This is a genomic window from Marichromatium bheemlicum, assembly GCF_012276755.1.
Taxonomy (GTDB): Bacteria; Pseudomonadota; Gammaproteobacteria; order Chromatiales; family Chromatiaceae; genus Marichromatium; species Marichromatium bheemlicum.
Genome location: NZ_JAAXKX010000001.1, coordinates 1 through 19,225, shown reverse-complemented (window position 1 = coordinate 19,225; position 19,225 = coordinate 1). Strand labels below are relative to the sequence as shown.

General features: G+C 65.8%; 18 protein-coding genes. 11 read left to right on the top strand and 7 right to left on the bottom strand.

The annotated features are described in order from the left end of the window. Nucleotides 1–159 precede the first annotated feature (159 nt). The 5 genes from infA to trxB all read right to left on the bottom strand — a co-directional run bounded on the left by infA (nucleotide 160) and on the right by trxB (nucleotide 4,171). Nucleotides 160–378 carry a translation initiation factor IF-1 gene (gene infA, locus HF203_RS00090; protein WP_005223622.1) on the bottom strand — a complete coding sequence of 73 codons (219 nt, stop codon included), beginning with the start codon at nucleotides 376–378 and terminating at the stop codon, nucleotides 160–162. A gap of 107 nt (nucleotides 379–485) precedes the next feature. Continuing rightward, nucleotides 486–1,244: an arginyltransferase gene (locus HF203_RS00085; RefSeq protein ID WP_168665356.1), complete on the bottom strand. Its 759-nt coding sequence runs from the start codon at nucleotides 1,242–1,244 to the stop codon at nucleotides 486–488. Then, a complete protein-coding gene (gene aat, locus HF203_RS00080; protein ID WP_168665354.1) occupies nucleotides 1,241–1,942 on the bottom strand; it encodes a leucyl/phenylalanyl-tRNA--protein transferase in 702 nt (233 codons plus the stop codon). The genes HF203_RS00085 and aat overlap by 4 nt, the downstream gene beginning before the upstream one ends. Nucleotides 1,943–1,949: 7 nt before the next feature. Beyond that, nucleotides 1,950–3,137, bottom strand: a complete 1,188-nt coding sequence (locus tag HF203_RS00075; protein WP_168665352.1) for a GNAT family N-acetyltransferase — start codon at nucleotides 3,135–3,137, stop codon at nucleotides 1,950–1,952. Between the two features lie 62 nt (nucleotides 3,138–3,199). Further along, the gene (gene trxB / locus HF203_RS00070; protein ID WP_168665350.1) at nucleotides 3,200–4,171 is read right to left on the bottom strand and encodes a thioredoxin-disulfide reductase; all 972 of its coding nucleotides are present in this window, start codon (nucleotides 4,169–4,171) and stop codon (nucleotides 3,200–3,202) included. Between the two features lie 319 nt (nucleotides 4,172–4,490). On the opposite strand from trxB, the gene HF203_RS00065 reads away from it, so the two are divergent. The 9 genes from HF203_RS00065 to HF203_RS00025 all read left to right on the top strand — a co-directional run bounded on the left by HF203_RS00065 (nucleotide 4,491) and on the right by HF203_RS00025 (nucleotide 12,681). Then, the gene (locus tag HF203_RS00065) at nucleotides 4,491–4,946 is read left to right on the top strand and encodes a C40 family peptidase (RefSeq protein ID WP_168665348.1); all 456 of its coding nucleotides are present in this window, start codon (nucleotides 4,491–4,493) and stop codon (nucleotides 4,944–4,946) included. Between the two features lie 127 nt (nucleotides 4,947–5,073). Further along, nucleotides 5,074–5,436, top strand: a complete 363-nt coding sequence (locus HF203_RS00060) for a high-potential iron-sulfur protein (protein WP_168665346.1) — start codon at nucleotides 5,074–5,076, stop codon at nucleotides 5,434–5,436. 228 nt (nucleotides 5,437–5,664) lie between these two features. Continuing rightward, a complete protein-coding gene (locus HF203_RS00055; RefSeq protein WP_168665344.1) occupies nucleotides 5,665–6,522 on the top strand; it encodes a hypothetical protein in 858 nt (285 codons plus the stop codon). Nucleotides 6,523–6,623: 101 nt separating this feature from the next. After that, nucleotides 6,624–7,244 (top strand): 23S rRNA (uridine(2552)-2'-O)-methyltransferase RlmE, encoded by a 621-nt coding sequence (rlmE, locus tag HF203_RS00050; RefSeq protein WP_168665342.1) that lies wholly within the window; start codon nucleotides 6,624–6,626, stop codon nucleotides 7,242–7,244. Between the two features lie 87 nt (nucleotides 7,245–7,331). Beyond that, the gene (gene ftsH, locus HF203_RS00045) at nucleotides 7,332–9,233 is read left to right on the top strand and encodes an ATP-dependent zinc metalloprotease FtsH (RefSeq protein ID WP_210424561.1); all 1,902 of its coding nucleotides are present in this window, start codon (nucleotides 7,332–7,334) and stop codon (nucleotides 9,231–9,233) included. Further along, on the top strand, nucleotides 9,234–10,571 hold the full coding sequence (gene glmM, locus HF203_RS00040) for a phosphoglucosamine mutase (RefSeq protein ID WP_168665338.1): 1,338 nt from the start codon (nucleotides 9,234–9,236) through the stop codon (nucleotides 10,569–10,571). Nucleotides 10,572–10,584: 13 nt separating this feature from the next. After that, nucleotides 10,585–11,967, top strand: coding sequence for a sodium-dependent transporter (locus HF203_RS00035; protein ID WP_168665336.1), 1,383 nt, complete (start codon nucleotides 10,585–10,587; stop codon nucleotides 11,965–11,967). A 2-nt stretch (nucleotides 11,968–11,969) separates the two neighbouring features. After that, nucleotides 11,970–12,404, top strand: coding sequence for an SRPBCC family protein (locus tag HF203_RS00030; RefSeq protein WP_168665334.1), 435 nt, complete (start codon nucleotides 11,970–11,972; stop codon nucleotides 12,402–12,404). Next, nucleotides 12,397–12,681, top strand: coding sequence for an RnfH family protein (locus HF203_RS00025; RefSeq protein WP_168665332.1), 285 nt, complete (start codon nucleotides 12,397–12,399; stop codon nucleotides 12,679–12,681). Before HF203_RS00030 ends, HF203_RS00025 begins: the two co-directional genes overlap by 8 nt. 29 nt (nucleotides 12,682–12,710) lie before the next feature. Here HF203_RS00025 and HF203_RS00020 read toward each other — a convergent pair whose 3' ends face one another. Continuing rightward, nucleotides 12,711–13,103, bottom strand: a complete 393-nt coding sequence (locus HF203_RS00020) for an outer membrane protein assembly factor BamE (protein ID WP_246221592.1) — start codon at nucleotides 13,101–13,103, stop codon at nucleotides 12,711–12,713. A gap of 231 nt (nucleotides 13,104–13,334) precedes the next feature. On the opposite strand from HF203_RS00020, the gene fur reads away from it, so the two are divergent. Next, nucleotides 13,335–13,751: a ferric iron uptake transcriptional regulator gene (fur, locus tag HF203_RS00015; protein ID WP_168665328.1), complete on the top strand. Its 417-nt coding sequence runs from the start codon at nucleotides 13,335–13,337 to the stop codon at nucleotides 13,749–13,751. A 10-nt stretch (nucleotides 13,752–13,761) separates the two neighbouring features. Here fur and mfd read toward each other — a convergent pair whose 3' ends face one another. Then, nucleotides 13,762–17,250: a transcription-repair coupling factor gene (mfd, locus tag HF203_RS00010; protein WP_168665326.1), complete on the bottom strand. Its 3,489-nt coding sequence runs from the start codon at nucleotides 17,248–17,250 to the stop codon at nucleotides 13,762–13,764. Nucleotides 17,251–17,557: 307 nt separating this feature from the next. Here mfd and HF203_RS00005 point away from each other — a divergent pair, with 307 nt between their 5' ends. After that, complete coding sequence (locus HF203_RS00005; protein ID WP_168665324.1) at nucleotides 17,558–18,550, top strand: THxN family PEP-CTERM protein; 993 nt, start codon at nucleotides 17,558–17,560, stop codon at nucleotides 18,548–18,550. Nucleotides 18,551–19,225 lie beyond the last annotated feature (675 nt).

The following is a 19,225-nucleotide window of genomic DNA, read 5'->3' as shown; positions in this document are numbered from 1 at the left end:
CCCGGGTGCATCGCGCTCGACCGCGACGCGCAGCCCCGCCGTGCCGGCTCGGCCCGATGGCGAGCGGCGAGGTCGCGTGTAACGGTACGCGCGAGTGCGCGATCTGGGTCGGGGCGCTCGGCGAGGGCCGGCGCGCACCTGCCCGAGGGGCAGGTGTGATCAGCGGGCGCGGTAGACGATGCGGCCCTTGGTGAGGTCGTAGGGGGTCAGCTCGACGGTGACCTTGTCACCGGTGAGGATGCGGATGTAGTGCTTGCGCATCTTGCCGGAGATGTGGGCGGTCACGGTGTGACCGTTCTCGAGCTCGACCCGGAACACGGTATTGGGCAGGGTCTCGGTGACCGTGCCTTCCATTTGAATGACGTCGTCTTTTGCCATAGTCGAATTACTGAAGACAGCTCTGTTCTTAAAGCCGCCGGATTATACCATATTCATTGTGTCGATCACCGTCGATACACTGCCCCGAGCCGTTCCCCCTCATCCTGTCACCCTTGGCGAAGCGCTACCCCGCGCGGGAAACGCTCCCAGCGGCGACCATCCCAGGCCTCGAGCGGGCGAAAGCGTGCCTTGTAGATCATCTTTTCGCACCCCTCCACCCAGTAGCCGAGATAGAGATAGGGCAGCTCGAGCCGCCGTGCCAGCTCGATCTGGGCGAGGATCGCGAAGGTGCCGAGGCCGAGTGCGCTCCGCGCCGGATCGTAGAAGGTATAGACCGCTGAGAGCCCCAGCTCGAGTCGGTCGGTGACCGCAACCCCGAGTAGCGTGCCCTCGAGCCAGAGTTCAAGAAACAGGCTGGACCCGCCCCAGGGTTCGACGAGGAAGCGTTGATAACTCTCCTCGCTGGCGTCGTCGGCCATCTGTCCGTCGCCATGACGCCCTAGCAGGTAGTCGCGATAGAGCACGTAATGCGCGGGGTCGAAGCAGGCCGCGCGCTCGCGCAACACGATGCGTGAGGCGTTGCGTGACCAGTTGCGTCGTTGCGAGCGGTCGGGTCGAAAGTCGTCGACGGCGATGCGCACCGGCACGCAGCGCGCGCAGCCGCGACAGGCCGGGCGGTAGACATGGCTGCCGCTGCGGCGGAAGCCGAGGTCGATCAGCAATTGATAGATGGCGGTGTCGATGGTGGCGCTGGGGTCGACGAACAGGGTGCGCGCGCGCCTGCCCTCGAGATAGGAGCAATCGTGCTCGCCGGTGAGATAGAGTGCCAGGTGGCGTTCGGGATGGACCGCATCGTCCTGCTTCATCGCGCACGCGCCTCGTCGTCCCAGGAGTGATCGTGACCGGGCAGGGTGCAGAGCTGGTCGAGCCGGTCGGTGAAGCTGCGCCTGGGGATCTCGATCGCGCCCATGCGTTGCAGGTGCGGGGTGTGCATCTGGCAATCGATCAGCCCGAACCCCCAGTCGGCGAGGCGTCGACACAGGTGCACCAGCGCGATCTTGGAGGCATCGCTGGCGCGACTGAACATCGACTCGCCGAAGAACGCCTTGCCCACTGCGACCCCGTAGAGCCCACCGATCAGGTGATCGTCGCGCCAGACCTCGACCGAATGGGCCAGTCCCTGAGCGTGGAGGCGGTCATAGGCCCGGATCATCTCCGGTACCAGCCAGGTGCCGGCCTCGTCGTCGCGAGGGGTGGCGCAGGCGCGGATCACTGCAGCGAAGTCACGGTCGAAGGTGACTCGATGGTCGGCGCGGCGTAGCCGCTTGGCGAGGCTGCGAGAGACGTGTACGCGCTCGGGCACGAGGATGCTGCGTGGGTCGGGCGACCACCACAGGATGGGGTCGCCCTGGCTGTACCAGGGGAAGATACCGTGGCGATAGGCCTGGCGCAGGCGAGTGGTGCTGAGATCACCGCCGACGGCGAGCAGTCCGTTGGGCTCGCGCATCGCCTGCGAGACATCGGGGAAGTGGTTGCGGTCTTGCGGGTCGAGCAGGGTGAGCATGTCCGGCCTAATCCGAGGGTAAGGATGACGGTGTTGGTCTGCGATAGGGGCTGTGTGCCTGCATCCGGCGTAGATGTGCGCGCATCCCCCGGGTCTCGTGCTCGAGCGCGCGGGCGATCGTGACGCCGAGTTCGGGGTCGGCGACCCAGTGCGAGGACCAAGTCGCAGTCGGCAGGAAACCGCGACTGATTTTGTGTTCGCCCTGGGCGCCGGGCTGGAAGTGGTCCAGACCGGTGGCGATGCAGTGCTCCAGCCCCTGGTAGTAACAGGCCTCGAAGTGGAGGCTGTGGAAGGTGTCGCGACAGCCCCAATGGCGGCCATAGAGGGTGCGGGCCCCGACTAGGTTGAAGGCCGCGGCAACGATCCGCGCGCCCTGATAACAGAATACTACCAACAGCGACTCTCCCATGCTCTCGCCGAGTGCGGCGAAGAACTCCAGCGATAGCGTGGGGACGCCGCCGAGGCGCGTGAAGGTGTCGCAGTAGAGGTGGTGGAGCGTGGCCCACTCGGTGGCGCTGAGCTGGTCGCCGCGCAGTCGTGCGAGACGCAGGCCGGCCTCGGTCACCCGCCGGCGCTCGCGGCGTATCTGTTTGCGTTTGGCCGAGGTGAACTGCGCGAGCAGGTCGTCGAAGTCGTGTTCATCGTGGCGGTGCCAGTGAAACTGGCAACCGAGCCGGGGCAGGAATCCCTGGGCTGCGAGCGGCGCGCCCTCCTGTTCGGTGTGGAACAGCCAATGCATCGACGAGAGTCCGAGCCGTTCGGTGAGGTGTCGGGCGCCCTCGATCAGGGCCCGAGCGTGGCGTGGGCGATTGGTATCTGCGGCGGCGGTGAGGATGCGTGGGGCGACGGCCGGGGTGTAGGGGGCGGCGACCACCAGCTTAGGGTAGTAGGGGAGACCTTGTCGATGATGCGCCTCGGCCCAGGCCCAGTCGAACACGAATTCGCCATAGCCGTTGGTCTTGATGTAGCAAGGCGCGGCGGCACACAGCACGCCCTCGGTGTCGTGTAGCGCCAGGTGCAGCGGGATCCAGCCGAGCGCCTCGCCGACACAGCCGTGTTGCTCCAGGGCGGCGAGGAAGGCGTGGCGCAGGAAGGGGGCGTCGTCGCCAACCAACCGGTCCCAGGACGCGGCCGGGATCTCGGTGATCGCGCCGTGGGTAGTGAGGCTGAACGACGGGGTGGACGCTTCGTGCATGTCCCCTCAGGTTGGGGCGCTCGGTGCCGGCGCAAGCCGTTGGCGCCAGCACCGAGCCGGGCTCAGGACGAGGGCTGCTCCAGGGCCAGGGCGTCGAGATACTTCTCGGCGTCGAGTGCGGCCATGCAGCCGGTACCGGCGGAGGTGATCGCTTGACGGTAGATCTGGTCCATGACGTCGCCGGCGGCGAACACCCCAGGCACCGAGGTGGCGGTGGCATTGCCCTTGAGGCCGCTGTTGATGCGGATGTAGCCGTTGTCCATCTCCAGCTGTCCGCTGAACAGCTCGGTGTTGGGACGGTGACCAATGGCGACGAACACCCCGGTGAGGCTGAGCGTCTGGGTGCTGTCGTCGCGCGTGCTCTTGACGCGGATGCCGGTCACCCCGCTGGCATCGCCGAGCACCTCGTCGAGGGTGTGGTCCCAGAGGATCTCGATATTGCCGTGCTCGGCCTTCTCGAACAGCTGGCGCTGGAGGATCTTCTCCGCGCGCAGGCTGTCGCGGCGATGGATCAGGGTGACCTTGGCGGCGATGTTGGACAGATACAGCGCCTCCTCGACGGCGGTATTGCCGCCGCCGATCACCGCGACCTCCTGGTTGCGGTAGAAGAAGCCGTCGCAGGTGGCACAGGCCGAGACCCCGCGCCCGCGGAAGTTCTGCTCGGAGGGCAGGCCGAGATACATGGCGCTGGCACCAGTGGCGATGATCAGCGCGTCGCAGGTGTAGGTCGCCGAGTCACCCTCCAGGGTGAAGGGGCGGCTGCCGAGGTCGGCGGAGTGGATGTGGTCGAAGATGATCTCGGTCTCGAAGCGCTCGGCGTGGCGGCGCATCCGCTCCATCAGTTCGGGGCCCTGGACGCCGTCCGGGTCACCGGCCCAGTTGTCGACCTCGGTGGTGGTCATCAGCTGGCCGCCTTGCTCGAGGCCGGTGACCAGCACCGGGTCGAGGTTGGCGCGCGCGGCATAGACCGCTGCGGTATAGCCGGCGGGGCCGGAGCCCAGGATCAGCAGCCGGCAGTGCTTGGTGTCGCTCATGTCGATGATTACTCCAAAGGGGGTGGATCGCCGCGTTGCTGGGGTGTGGCGACGGGCGTGGAGGAGAGCCGCGGCCGGATCGGGGTGGCCGCTCGATAAACCGCCGTAGACTGTAAGGGCTGGCCTAGGGCGCGTAAAGCCTGCGTAAGGCGCTAGGTCATCGGTCGTGAGGGTTTGGTTCCTCATCCATCGGGCGCATGAGCAGCGGTCGGTGGCAGGTGTGCTGGGGCGTGGTGAGTGGGGTGGGGGCGCTTGACAGGCCTCGATGTCTTTTCTAAATGTAATTTGCACAACATCTTAGAAAAGATTGCTGCAATCAATGATGAAGAATCGGCTGGTCCCGATAGGTGTCCTCGCCGGGATCTTGGTGGTTGGGCTGCTTGGCGGGTGTGCCGGGTCGGGTGGGGCGCGTGAGCAGGTGATCGCCGCCGGGCTCGCCCAGCTCGGCGCGCCCTATCGCTATGGTGGCGAGGATCCGGCGACCGGGGTCGATTGCAGTGGCCTGACCTATTACGCACACCATGCTGCCGGAATCGCCATCCCACGTGTCTCGAGCGCGCAGCGAACCCATGCTCGGGCGCGCTCGGGGCGGCGTGCGCGCCCCGGTGATCTGGTCTTCTTCCGCACCGCCCCTGGAGTTCACCATGTCGGGCTGATGGTCGACGAGGAGCGCTTCGTCCACGCCTCGACCTCGCGCCGCGAGGTCCGCCTGGCCCGGCTCGATGCGCCCTATTGGCGCGCGCGCTATCTCGGCGCCGGCACTTATCTGGACTGAACCCGCCGGCCAACGGCCTTTATCGTGCTCGCCTTTTCGGGCCTCATGTTGCACAATGAAGGACGACTTCCGGGGTCTCCGGGAGTGTCGAGATCACCAAGTGTGCCTTTTTGAAGGAGTTGATCCCATGTCCGATAAGCCAATTTGCAAGAGCCGTCGTGACGCCGTCAAAGTGATGCTGGGTACCGCTGCTGCGGTCCCGGTGATCAACCTCGTTGGTTTCGGTACCGCGCGTGCCGAGGTTCCTGCAAACGCTGTGACCGAGGACGATCCCACCGCTGTCGCGCTGAAATACCACCGCGATGCGACCCAGTCCGAGCGCCTCGCCGCTGCGCGTCCGGGTCTGCCTCCGGAGGAGCAGCACTGCGAGAACTGCCAGTTCATGCTGCCCGACCAGGGCGCTGGCGAGTGGCGCGGCTGCAGCCTGTTCCCCGGCAAGCTGATCAACCTTAATGGTTGGTGCGCCTCCTGGACCCTGCGTGCAGGCTGATCCGGGTTGACGGACCCCTCCGGGGGTACACTGACGGGGCCACATGGCCCCGTTTGTCGTTTCAGGGGCGGCGTTCGTCGGCGACATCTGGGCCGCGGGTCACGCGGATCTCTCGGCACCCCTGCTTTAATCTAGAGACAGCGACCGTATCTCCGACGGGAGCGATGTCGCGACCGGGTTTGACACCTCGCCCGATCCCGCCCAGGCACCAACAGCGGTAACCCTGCCATGTCTCTATCCCGTCCCGAAGCCTCCTCCAGTCATTGCTACGACGTACGCGTCCACGGCAGCCTCGAGCCTGCGCTGAGTCGGCAGGGCGTGCGCTGGCGCTTGCTGTTCTTGCGCATCATCGTGTGGGGCCTGATCGGGATGATCCATGCACCGTTGTTCATCGGTTTGGTTGAGCTGTTGCGCGTGCACGGCTGGTCGCACTGGGCCTATGTCCCAGCGGCGGCCCTGGCCGGTGCGGTGGGGGCGGTGCTCTATGGGGCGCGTGAGATCTCGTTGATGGCTACGGCCATCGGTGGTGTGGTCGGGGTGGCGACGCTGATTGTACGCAACGGCATGCTCGGCTTCATGGAGTCGGCGCTGCTCGCTGCCGTGCTGGCCGCGGTGGTCGGGGCGTTGGTGCCCTTTCGTGCCCGCTGCTCGCGCCATGTCCCCGGCAAGACACTGGCGGGTTTGATGACCGGGGCGCTGGTGGGGGCGGCGGTGGCCTTTGCCGAGTCGCGCCAGCCCGGTGGTTTCGCGGTGTTCGCGGTGCTGCTGTTCCTGGTCAGCGTCAATGGTGTGCTCTATGTCTCGACGGTACCCGGCTGGGTCGGCCTGGCCCAGCGCCTGCTTCGCGAGACGCGGTTATGCTGGCTGATCGAGGCACTGGTGATGGCGTTGCTCGCCGGGGTTGCCGCCGGCAGTGTGTGGCTGATCAGTGGGCCGCTGGTCGTTGCCGGCCAGGGGTGGTGGGTGCCGGCCAGCCTGGCCCTGCACCAGGACATTGCCCAGGCGGTGGTCGGTGCCGTGATCGGTGGTGCCCTGGCCGGTCTGCTGCTCGAACTCTTCCGTTTCCCCTGGGTCCACGAGCTCTGAGTCGGTGCGCCGGCGCGCCTGGGACTGCCGGGCTGTGGTTCAATAGCCTATCCATGCGCGCGGATTCCCCGTGCCGCACCAGTCCACCGGTTTTTCGATCCATGGCAAGAAGCAAGTCCAGTCGTCGCTGGCTCGACCGTCACGTCGGCGACCCCTTCGTCAAACAGGCGCAGCAGGACGGTTACCGTTCGCGCGCCGCCTACAAGCTGCTCGAACTCCAGGAGCGCGACCGTCTGCTCGCGCCGGGGATGCGAGTGGTCGATCTCGGCGCTGCACCCGGGAGCTGGTCGCAGGTGGCCGCGCGTCTGGTCGGTACGCAGGGGCGGGTGGTCGCACTCGATCTGCTACCGATCGACCCGCTGCCGGGTGTTGAGATCCTCCAGGGCGATTTCCGTGAACAGGCGGTGCTCAAGCAGCTCGAGCGTGTGCTCGAGGAGGCGCCACTCGATGTGGTGCTCTCGGACATGGCACCGAACATCACCGGGACGGCGGTGGTCGATCAGGCGCGGGTGATGTATCTGGTCGAACTCGCGCTGGAGCTGGCCCGGGTCCGGCTCAAACCTGGTGGCGCACTCGCGGTCAAGGTCTTCCAGGGGGCCGGGTTCGACGACTACCTGAGGGCCCTGCGTCAGTCCTTCTCGCGGGTGGTTACACGCAAGCCGAAGTCCTCCAGATCGGAGAGCCGCGAGGTCTATCTGGTGGCCAAAGGCTTTAATCCTTGAGCGGTCGATGCTAGTTTCATCGGCTTGAGTCCGACATTGCCGCAGCGTCGGCAATCAACCAGCTAAGGGCACCTGGCCGTGAGTGACATGGCGAAAAACATACTTCTTTGGGTGGTCATCGCCATCGTGCTGATGTCCGTGTTCAACAACTTCACCACCACCCAATCGACCCCGACCAAGCTCGACTACTCGACCTTCATCGAGCAGGTCAAGCAGGGTGATGTCAAGGAGGTGACCATCCAGGGACGGCAGATCGAGGGTCTGACCGCCTCCGGACAGCGTTTCACCACCTTCAGCCCGGGCGATGACGGCCTGGTGGGCGATCTGCTCAATAACGATGTGGTGATCAAGGCCGCGCCGCCCGAGCAGCAGTCGGTGCTGATGCAGGTGCTGATCAACTGGTTCCCGTTGTTGATCCTGGTCGCGCTGTGGATCTTCTTCCTGCGCCAGATGCAGGGCGGCGGCGGTGGGCGTGGGGCGATGTCCTTCGGCAAGAGCCGCGCGCGCATGCTCTCCGAGGACCAGATCAAGGTCACCTTCCAGGACGTCGCCGGCGCCGAGGAGGCCAAGGACGAGGTCACCGAGATGGTCGACTTCCTCCGTGACCCCGGCAAGTTCCAGAAGCTCGGTGGCAAGATCCCCAAGGGCGTGCTGATGGTCGGTCCGCCCGGCACCGGCAAGACGCTGCTGGCGCGTGCGATCGCCGGTGAGGCGCGGGTGCCCTTCTTTACCATCTCCGGTTCGGACTTCGTCGAGATGTTCGTCGGTGTCGGTGCCTCGCGGGTGCGCGACATGTTCGAGCAGGCCAAAAAGCACGCCCCCTGCATCATCTTCATCGACGAGATCGACGCCGTCGGTCGTCACCGTGGCGCCGGTCTCGGCGGCGGGCACGACGAGCGCGAGCAGACCCTCAACCAGTTGCTCGTCGAGATGGACGGCTTCGAGGGCACCGAGGGGGTGATCGTGATCGCTGCGACCAACCGCCCCGACGTGCTCGATCCGGCGCTGCTGCGCCCGGGCCGCTTCGACCGTCAGGTGGTGGTGCCGCTGCCCGATGTGCGCGGGCGCGAGCAGATCCTCAAGGTGCACATGCGCAAGATCCCCGCCGCCGAGGACGTTAAGGCCTCGGTACTGGCGCGCGGTACCCCGGGCTTCTCCGGCGCCGACCTGGCCAACCTGGTCAACGAGGCGGCGCTGTTCGCGGCGCGGCGCAACAAGAAGCTGGTCGACATGGACGACATGGAGCAGGCCAAGGACAAGATCATGATGGGCGCCGAGCGGCGCTCGATGGTGATGACCGAGGACGAGAAGCGGTTGACCGCCTATCACGAGTCGGGGCATGCCATCGTCGGCCGGCTGGTGCCCGATCACGACCCGGTGCACAAGGTCAGCATCATCCCGCGTGGTCGGGCCCTGGGCGTCACCCTGTTCCTGCCCGAGGACGATCGCTTCAGCTACAGCAAGCAGCGGCTCGAGAGCAGCATCTCGAGTCTGTTCGGTGGTCGCGTCGCCGAGGAGCTGGTGTTCGGCTCCGAGAGTGTCACCACCGGCGCGCAGAACGACATCCAGCGCGCCACCGAGATCGCCCGCAACATGGTCACCAAGTGGGGGCTGTCCGACCGGCTCGGCCCGTTGACCTACGGCGAGGACGAGCAGGAGGTCTTCCTCGGCCATTCGGTCACCCAGCACAAGAATGTCTCCGACGAGACCAGCCACCTCATCGACGAGGAGATTCGCGACGTGATCGAGCGCAACTATGCGCGTGCTCGCGAGATCCTCGAGACTCATCGCGACAAGCTCGAGGCGATGACTGCGGCGTTGATGAAGTACGAGACCATCGACTCGAACCAGATCGATGACATCATGTCCGGGCGCACGCCGCGCCCGCCGCGCGACTGGGACGATGATCAGCCGCGCCGTCCGGCCGGGCCTGATACCGCCAATGAAACCAAGGAGGGTCACGTCGGCGGACCGGCGGGCGAACACTGAATGCGCAGATACTTCGGAACCGATGGCATTCGTGGCCGGGTCGGCGAGGGCATCATCACCCCCGACTTCGTCCTCAAGCTCGGCTGGGCGGCTGGGCGGGTGCTCGGCAAGGGTGGGGGCGGCAAGGTCCTGATCGGCAAGGACACCCGGATCTCGGGCTATATGTTCGAGTCGGTGCTCGAGGCCGGTCTGGTCGCTGCGGGGGTCGACATCCGTCTGCTCGGCCCCATGACTACCCCGGCGGTGGCCTATCTCACCCGTACCTTTCGCGCCGATGCCGGGATCGTTATCACCGCCTCGCACAACCCCTATCAGGACAACGGCATCAAGTTTTTCTCGGCCGAGGGCGACAAGCTGCCCGACGCCGTGGAGGCGGCGATCGAGGCCGAACTCGAGCGGCCGCTGCGTACGGTCGACTCCAGCGCCCTCGGCAAGGTGGTGCGGATGGGTGATGCCGGCGGTCGCTATATCGAGTTCTGCAAGAGCACCGTTCCCTCGGCGATCGATCTTCACGACCTGAAAATCGTTGTCGATTGTGCCAACGGGGCGACCTATAATACCGCCCCCCATGTCTTCGAAGAGCTCGGCGCCAGCGTGATTCGCCTCGGGGTCGAGCCCAATGGGTTCAATATCAATCGCGACGTTGGATCGACCCAGCCCGAGGCACTGCGCGAGGCCGTAGTGCGTGAGGGTGCGGACCTCGGTATCGCCTTCGATGGTGATGGTGACCGGGTGCTGATGGTCGATTCGCGAGGCGTACTGGTCGACGGCGACCAGCTGCTCTACATCATCGCCAAGTCCCGGCTGGCGGCCGGCGCAATGCGCGGCGAGGTGGTCGGCACCCTAATGAGCAACCTCGGGCTCGAGCATGCGCTCGACCGTCTCGGGGTGGGCTTCGCTCGCACCAAGGTTGGTGACCGCTACATCATGGAGGCCCTCAAGGGGGCCGATGGCATCCTCGGTGGCGAACCCTCCGGGCACATTATCTGCCGCGATCGCACCACCACCGGCGACGGGATCGTCTCGGCGCTGCAGGTGCTGGCCGCGCTCAAGCAGCTCGATTGCTCGCTCGAGACGCTGTGCGCCGAGGTCGAGCGTTACCCGCAGGTGTTGATCAATGTGCGTCTCGATCAGCGTCGCGACCTCAATGCGCTGCCAGCGGTGCGCGAGGCGGTCGCCGAGGCCGAGCGTGAACTCGCCGGCAGTGGCCGGGTGCTGTTGCGGATGTCCGGGACCGAGCCCCTGGTGCGGGTGATGGTCGAGGGGACTGATGAGGAGCAGGTGCGCCGTGTGTGCGAGTGGCTCGCGGACGTCGTACGCGAACAGATCGCAGCTTAGGAGTTTTTGACACATGGCCGTCACTTCCATCCATGGGATGTGGTCCACACGTCTCGCCTTTATCCTTGCGGCCAGCGGTTCGGCCGTCGGTCTGGGCAATATCTGGCGCTTTCCCTATACCGCTGGCGAGTACGGCGGCGGTGCCTTCGTCCTGGTCTATCTGCTCTGTGTCGCCGCCATCGGGATCCCGATCATGATGGCCGAGATCATGCTCGGTCGGCGCGGCCGTCAGAGCCCGATCAACACCATGCGTACCCTCACCTCGCAGGAGGGACGTTCCAAGGGCTGGCAGTTGGTCGGCTGGATGGGCATCGTCACCGCCTTCTTGATCCTGTCCTTCTACAGCGTCATCGCTGGTTGGGGACTGGCCTATATCTTCCGTACCGCCACCGGTGTCTTCAACGGGATCGATGGTGCCGCCGCCGGTGAGGTCTTCTCCGGCCTGGTAGGTGATGCCGAGCGGTTGCTCGCCTGGCATACCATCTTCATGGGCATGGTGATCCTGGTCGTCTCGCGTGGTGTTGCCAGCGGTCTCGAGAAGGCGGTGCGCTATCTGATGCCGGCACTGTTCGTGTTGCTGGTGGTCATGGTGATCTATGCCGCCAGCACCGGCGACTTCGCCGGGGCCGTCGACTATCTGTTCGCGCCCGACTTCGAGAAGTTCAAGGGGCATGCCGGTGAGGCCATCCTCAGTGCCATGGGCCAGGCCTTCTTCAGCCTCAGCCTGGGTATGGGAGCGATCATGATCTATGGCTCCTATCTCAATCGTGATGCCTCGATTGCCCGTAACTCGGTGATCGTCGCCTCGATGGATACCCTGGTCGCCCTGCTCGCCGGTCTGGCGATCTTCCCGGTGGTGTTCGCCAACGGCCTGGCGCCGAACAGCGGGCCAGGGCTGATCTTCCAGACCCTGCCGATCGCCTTCGGCGAGATGCCCGGCGGGCAGTTGTTCGGGGCGCTGTTCTTCGTGCTGCTGACCTTCGCCGCCTGGACCTCGGCGATCTCGCTGCTCGAGCCGATGGTCGCCTGGCTGGTCGAGAACCTTAGTTTCAGTCGGGTGCGTGCCTCGGTGCTGGCGGGTGTCACCGTCTGGCTGCTCGGTGTCGCCTGTCTGCTCTCGCTCAACGAGTGGTCGGGTTTCACCATCTTCGGCAAGGGGATCCTCGACCTCTTCGACTTCGTCACCGCCAACATCCTGCTGCCGCTCGGCGGTATCCTCATCGCCATCTTTGCTGGTTGGAAGATGGCCCGCGCCTCCTCGCTCGACGAGTTGCGCCTGGGCGAGGGCGTGGCCTATCGCGTGTGGCGGGTGCTGATCCGTTACGTCGCGCCGACGGCGGTGATGGTCGTCATGCTCAACGCCCTGGGCGTCCTCAAACTGATTGGTCTTGAATAGTTGTGGCTACTGTCAGAAAAAGTGCGCTGGTGCCGTACTCCGCGGCCCAGATGTTCGATCTCGTCTATGACGTCGGCTCTTATCCGCAGTTCCTGCCCTGGTGCAGGAACGCCCGGGTGATCTCGGAGAGCGCGGAGCAGATCTGTGGTCAGATCGAGGTGTCGCGGATGGGCATCCAGCAGACCTTTAGCACCTGCAACCACTACGAGCGCCCGGCGCGCATGAGCATCAACCTGCTCGATGGTCCTTTCCGCAAGCTCGTCGGTGGTTGGTCCTTCACCGCGCTGCGCGAGGACGCCTCCAAGGTCGAGCTGGAGTTGGAGTTCGAGTTCTCCGGACGGTTGATCGACAAGGCCTTCGGTACCGTGTTCAACCAGATCGCCAACACCCTGGTCGATGCCTTCTGCAAGCGCGCCGACGAGGTGTACGGTGGCTGAGTACCTGCAGGTCTCGGTGGCCTATGTCGGCGAGCAGGGGCAGCTGCTGCGCACGCTCGAGGTGGCGCGTGGCACCCGGCTCGAGGAGGCGTTGCACCAGTCCGGTGTGCTCGAGCGCTTTCCCGAGATCGATCTGACGCGCAACAAGGTGGGGGTCTTCGGTAAGCTCGCCAAGCTCGATCAGGTGCTCGAGGATGGCGATCGGATCGAGGTCTATCGTCCGCTGATCGCCGACCCCAAGGCGGCGCGTAAGCGCCGCGCGGCTGGAGGGGGCTGAGAGGCCCTGCGGCGGGCTGCAGCCCGCCGTTACTCCTCCGGCTCGAGACCGACGGCCTCGAGTCCTCGTTCGACCAATCCCTTGCGCCCCTCGTGGTCGGGCACCTTGACCAGGATCTCCCTGGGCTCGCGTGACTGGGCGCGGACGGGGTCGGGTTTGATGTCCCCTTCGATCCGCACTAGGCTGTCCTCTTCGAAGAACAGCGTCAGGTAGCGGACCTCCATCGGCTGATGTCCACGCTTGATGGTATAGGTGTAATCCCAGCGGTTGCTATGGAAGAAGTCGGTCAGCAGCGGGGTGCCGAGCAGGTACTGGACCTGGCGTCTGGTCATCCCCGGCTGGAGCTGGTCGACCATCTCTTCAGTGATGATATTGCCTTGCTGCACCGTCATCTTGTAGACGAAAGGCAGGTTCTCCAGCATGGAGCTTCGGTACTCGTCGGGGCGTTTGTCCCGCGAGCAGCCGCTCATGACGACAATCAACAAAGAACCTAGGATCAAAAACGTGAGAATCTTGCGCATTGTTTTGCGTCGATGACTGTGCAAATAACCGTGGCATGATACAGCAGCGCCGGATCCCGATCACCGGGCGGCGCGTGAGCAACGCAGCCCGGGCGGTCGCCGTCGCCCCTGGGCTAGACGGGGAGAGCGGTTTTGGAAAATCAACAGATCAAGCGTGCGGGCCTCAAGGTGACGGCCCCACGGGTGAAGATATTGGGCATCCTCGAGAAGAGCCGCAAGCGCCATCTCAGTGCCGAGGACGTCTACAAGCAGTTGCTGAGTCAGGACGAAGAGGTCGGGCTGGCAACCGTCTATCGGGTCCTGACCCAGTTCGAGAGTGCCGGGCTGGTCTGCCGGCGCAACTTCGAGGGTGGCCAGTCGGTGTTCGAGCTCAATAGCGGCGATCACCACGACCACCTGGTCTGCGTCAAGTGCGGTAAGGTGGTCGAGTTCGTCGACCCGATCATCGAAGAGCGCCAGTCGCAGATCGCCGCAGAGAAGGACTTTCATATCCAGGATCACTCGCTGGTGATCTACGGCGTCTGCGCCGCCTGTCAGGGCGAGGGCTGAATCGCGCCGTTCACGACGTCTCGGTCAGGCGCTCGACGACGGCCTCGACCTGGCGCAAGCGCTGTTCGGGCTCCGGCATCTGGTGGTAGAACCTGAGGGTGTCGCCACCGTCGAGTCGGTAGTGTTTGGGCTGTTCCTGGATCAGCCCGATCAACCGTGTCGGGTCGACCTTTGGATTGGCGTCGAAACAAATCCGCCCACTGGTGGCGCCGACCTCGATCTTGATGATCCCCCACGGCTGGACCCGCAGCTTCAGTGCGGTGATCTCCAGCAAACGCTTGGCCGGTTCGGGCAGCAGCCCGAAGCGGTCGATCATCTCCACCTGTAGTTCCCGCAACGCCTCCTTGCTGGTGGCGCTGGCGATGCGCTTGTACATCACCAGGCGGGCGTGCACGTCGGGCAGGTAATCGCTCGGCAGCAGCGCCGTCACCCCCAGATCGATCTCGGCGCCGTGGCTGAGCGGTCGGTCGAGTTCCGGGGTGCGTCCGGCCTTGAGCGCCTCGACCGCGCGTTCGAGCAGCTCCATGTAGAGCGAGAAACCGACCTCGGCGATCTGTCCCGACTGCTCGTCGCCGAGCAGCTCGCCGGCGCCACGGATCTCGAGGTCGTGGGTGGCGAGGGTGAAGCCCGCACCGAGGTCCTCCATCGCCTCGATCGCCTCTAGTCGCTTGACCGCGTCCGGCGTCATCGCCTTGGTCGGCGGGGTGATCAGATAGGCATAGGCGCGGTGGTGCGAGCGCCCGACCCGGCCGCGCAGCTGATGGAGCTGGGCCAGGCCGAGCTTGTCGGCGCGATTGATGATGATGGTGTTGGCGCTGGGCACGTCGATGCCGCTCTCGACGATGGTGGTACACACCAGCAGGTTGAAACGCTGGTGGTAGAAGTCGCGCATGATCCGTTCGAGCTCGCGCTCGCGCATCTGACCGTGGGCGACCTGGACGCGTGCGCTCGGGATCAGCGCCTCGAGCTTCTGCGCCTGGTTCTCGATGGTCTCGACCTCGTTGTGGAGGAAATAGACCTGGCCGCCGCGCTTGAGTTCGCGCTGTACCGCCTCTTGCACCAGACCGTCGTTCCACGGGCTGACGAAGGTCTTGATCGGGTGGCGCTCGACCGGCGCGGTGGCGATGATCGACAGATCGCGCAGCCCCGACATCGCCATGTTGAGGGTGCGCGGGATCGGGGTGGCGGTGAGGGTGAGGATGTCGACCTCGCTGCGCAGTTGTTTGAGTCGCTCCTTGTGACGCACCCCGAAGCGATGCTCCTCGTCGACGATCACCAGCCCCAGGTCGTGGAAGTCGATACCCGGTTGGAGCAGCTTGTGGGTGCCGACGATGATGTCGATGGTGCCATCGGCTAGCCCGGCGAATATCTGCTTCTGCTCGCGCGCGGTGCGGAAGCGCGACAGGCTCTCGACCTTGATCGGCCAGTCGGCGAAGCGGTCGGAGAAGTTCTCGAAGTGCTGCTGGGCGAGCAGGGTGGTCGGCACCAGCACCACCACCTGACGCCCGCCGTTGGCGGCGACGAAGGCCGCGCGCATCGCCACCTCGGTCTTGCCGAAGCCGACGTCGCCGCAGACCACCCGGTCCATCGGCTTGGTGTCGGCCATGTCGGCGAGCACGCTGTCGATCGCGCGTCGCTGGTCCGGGGTCTCCTCGAAGGGGAAGGCGGCGGCGAAGGCGTCATAGTCGGCATCGGGCGCGGGGCTGGCTACGCCCTGGCGAGCGGCGCGCCGGGCGTAGACGTCGAGCAGCTCGGCGGCGACGTCGCAGGCCTTCTGTGCCGCCTTGCGCTTGATCCGCTCCCATTGCTCGCCGCCGAGTCGGTGCAGCGGTGCCTGCTCGGGGGTGGCGCCGGTATAGCGCGAGATCAGGTGCAGCGAGCTGACCGGGACATAGAGCTTGTCGCCCTTGGCATAGCCGAGGGTGAGGAACTCGGTGCTGCTGCCGCCGACCTCGAGCGTCTGCAGCCCTAGATAGCGCCCGACGCCGTGCTCCTCGTGGACCACCGGCGCGCCCTCGGTCAGCTCGGTGAGGTTGCGTACCACCGCGTCGCCGTCGCGCTCGCGGGCACGACGGCGACGCTCCTGGCGCACCCGCTCACCATAGATCTGGGTCTCGGTGATCAGTGCCAGCCCTTGGTCGGCGAGTCGCAGCCCCTGCTCAAGGGGGGCGACGGTGAGCGCCAGTGGCTGCTCGCCGTTGACGAAGGCGCCCCAATCGGCAACCTGGCTGGCATGGATGCCGAAGTCGCGCAACTGCTCGGCGAGTAGCTCGCGCCGTCCGGTGCTCTCGGCCACCAACAGTACCCGCTGCCCCGGGGTGGCGAGGAAGCGCTGTAGTGCTCGTGCTGGCTCGGCGGCGCGCGCCTGTAGCTCCAGTGGGGGTAGATCAAGGGTGGCGAAGTTGTCGACCCCGGCATAGCCCTTGGGGCGCGTGGCGAGCGGTTCGGTGCGGTAGTTCACCCCGGGCATGCGGTTGAGCGCGGCGGCCAGTTGCTCGGCACTGAGATAGAGCTGCGCCGGGGCGAGCAGCGGGCGTTCGGCGTCGTGACGGCGTTGCTCGTAGCGCTCGGTGACGGTGGCGAGGAAGCCTGCGCCAGCCTCGCGACAGCCCTCGGACTCGACCGCCAAGGTGGTCGTCGGGAGGTAGTCGAAGAGGGTGGCGGTGTCGTCGAAGAACAGCGGTAGGTAGGATTCGATCCCGCCCGGGGTGCGCCCTTCTGAGACCTCACGATAGATCAGGCTGCGCTGCGGGTCGCCCTCGATACTGGCGCGATAGCGGCTGCGGAAGCCGGCGATCGCCGGCTCGTCGAAGGGGAACTCACGCGCCGGCAGCATCCGTACCTGTTCGACGTGGTCGTGCGAGCGCTGGGTCTCGGGGTCGAACAGGCGGATGCTCTCGACCTCGTCGTCGAACAGGTCGATGCGCAGCGGTTGCTGGCTGCCCATCGGGAAGACGTCGAGCAGCGAGCCGCGCACCGCGTACTCGCCGTGTCCCATCACCTGCGAGACACAGCTGTAGCCGGCGTGTTCGAGGCGCAGTCGGGTGGCGTCGAGATCGAGCCGGTCGCCGCAGGCGAGCACCAGCGAGTGGGCGTCGACGTAGTCGCGCGGCGGCAGTCGCTGGAGCAGCGTCGCCACCGGTACCACCAGCACGCCACGGGTGAGCCCCGGCAGGCGGTGCAAGGTCAGCAGTCGCTCCGAGATCAGCTCCGGTAGCGGTGAGAAGACGTCGTAGGGCAGGGTCTCCCAGTCGGGGAAGCCGAGCACCGGGAGTGCGCTGCCGGCGAGGAAGAAACCGAGTTCGGCGTGCAGCCGTCGCGCCGCCTGCACGTCCTCGGCCAGCGCCAGCACCAGCCCTGGGTGGCGTCTGGCGACGGTGGCGATGGCGAGTGCCGCGCCGGCCCCGTGCAGTCCGCCCCAGCACCGGCGTTCGTCCGCGCGCTGCGGTAACGGAGGGGCGAGCGGGGAGCTCAGGGGGGCGGGGCTGGCCTGGTTCACGAACGGGTCCTCGTCATGTCGACAAGCGTGGAATTCTCGCACAGCACCGGCCGACATGCAGATGCGTGGAGTCGGGGTGGTCGGTGTGGGGAGGGCGTTTGAGGTGTCAGATCATTTTACACATCGGAGGTGAGTGGGGGCGGCCAGCCCATCGATGCGACTTAAAAAAATTTATCGATCAGTCTTTTATATTTTATTGGCCTGAAAAATGCTAATGCGTGTTCGGTGTCCCTGCCGCCGAGGTGGCGGTGGATGCCGATCCCGGGGCAGGGGCCCTGATGTACTGATTCGCAAGGAGTGTGAAGGCATGCTGAGGCAGGGATTGATCAAGGGGCAGGTCGCATTGGTGGCGGTGATGCTCGGAGGGATGGGGCAGGCGCTCGCCGGGCCGGTGGTGAGCCAGTGGGGATATCAGACAGACGCCCGTTTCGTGGAGGCGCGGTTTACGGGCGCGCGGGGCGATCTTCAGACCAGTGACCATGAGTTGTCCTGGGGGTCTGCCGACTATCGCGACACCAGTCGCTGTGGATTCTTGGGGGCGGGCTGCTGGTTTCGTGAGCCGCCGATGGTCAGTCCCGACTTTCGCAATCCCTCTGCCGATCCCGATCGCAACCGCAGCGCCTTGACCATCGGCAATGGGGTGAGCGGTGAGCGCACCGGTGGCGGTCCGGCAACGGGGTCGGTTGTGACGGTGCGCGACGGTGAGATCGATAGCGGCGCCGAGATCGGTGTCGGGACCAGCCTGACGCATTGGAACAATCGACTCTCGTCGAGTTATTCCAGCCTCGAATGGGGACGGGTGGCGACGACCTTGACGTTGACCCCGGAACTCCCGGGTCGAGGAAGCCGGGTCGATGCCTCGACCCTGGACTTCGAACTCTTCTTCAAGGAGACCCCGAACGATGGCAATTGCCCGGGCGAGAGTCTCTCGCCCTGTCCCGACCTGTTCGGCTTGCTCGTCACCCAGACCCTCGATATGCCATTGCTCTACGACGGTAACGAATACCTGGTGAGCCTGCTGCTGCAGGATCCCAACGGTGGAGTTGCGCCGATCGCGACCCTGCACGACGAGGAGTGCGCGGCCCTGGGGTTGGGGGCCGGCTGTCAGGGGTTCCGCACCGCCGAGGCGCAGGCGACGACCTTCCAGTTCGCCTTCGCCGTCAGCACTGCGGCATTGTTCCCGCCGAGCGGGAGTCAACCGGCCCAGTCGGTGCCGCTCCCCGCCCCGCTGGCGCTGCTCGGTGGCGGGCTTTGCGCGCTGGGTCTGGCACGTCGCCTACACACCCGGCGCAAGGTCTGACCGGCACCGGGATCACGTCGGCCCGCGCCGCACGGGCCCAAGCCCGGGCGCGGTGTCGTCGATCAAGGCAGGCCGATCGGTCTGAGGCTGGATACAACAGGTGCTGCTCGATGGCGTGCCAGGCCGTGGTGGCGTGCGGCTGGGCTGACTCGCCGAGCAGCCCGGGGAGCGACCCGGCGAGCCGTTGCGGCGCCTCGGTCGAACCGATCAGACCCAGCTGCTGATCGCAGCGCACCGCTCTGCAATGCTTCCCTGGTGTCGGGTGAGGGCGGCGTGGATCCGCTGGCGCCGCATCCCCGACTTCAGGCTCAGTTCGGCGGCGAGGTTACCCGAGCGGCGTGCCGTATCGTCGTCCCTGTGCCTCGGCCAGGGAGAAGCCGGCGGCGAGACCACCGAGCCGGTGTCGCTGTGGGGGCGTGGACCCTCCGGGGCGTGTTCCGGCGGGGACGGCGAGTGCCTCCAGGATGGCGCTCGAGTACGGCGTATAAGCGCCTCCTGATTGCGGAGGGAATAGGGGACCAGCCCTTGTCGTCCCCGGTCTCGGCGATGAGGCGATCGATTCCCGTAGCGTGATAGCCATGGCTGTGAACGTGCGCCAGGGCCGTCTCCAGGAGACGGCCAGGGTTGCTGCACGCCTTGGCGGTGTGCATGAACGAACAGGTCTTCTCAAGACCC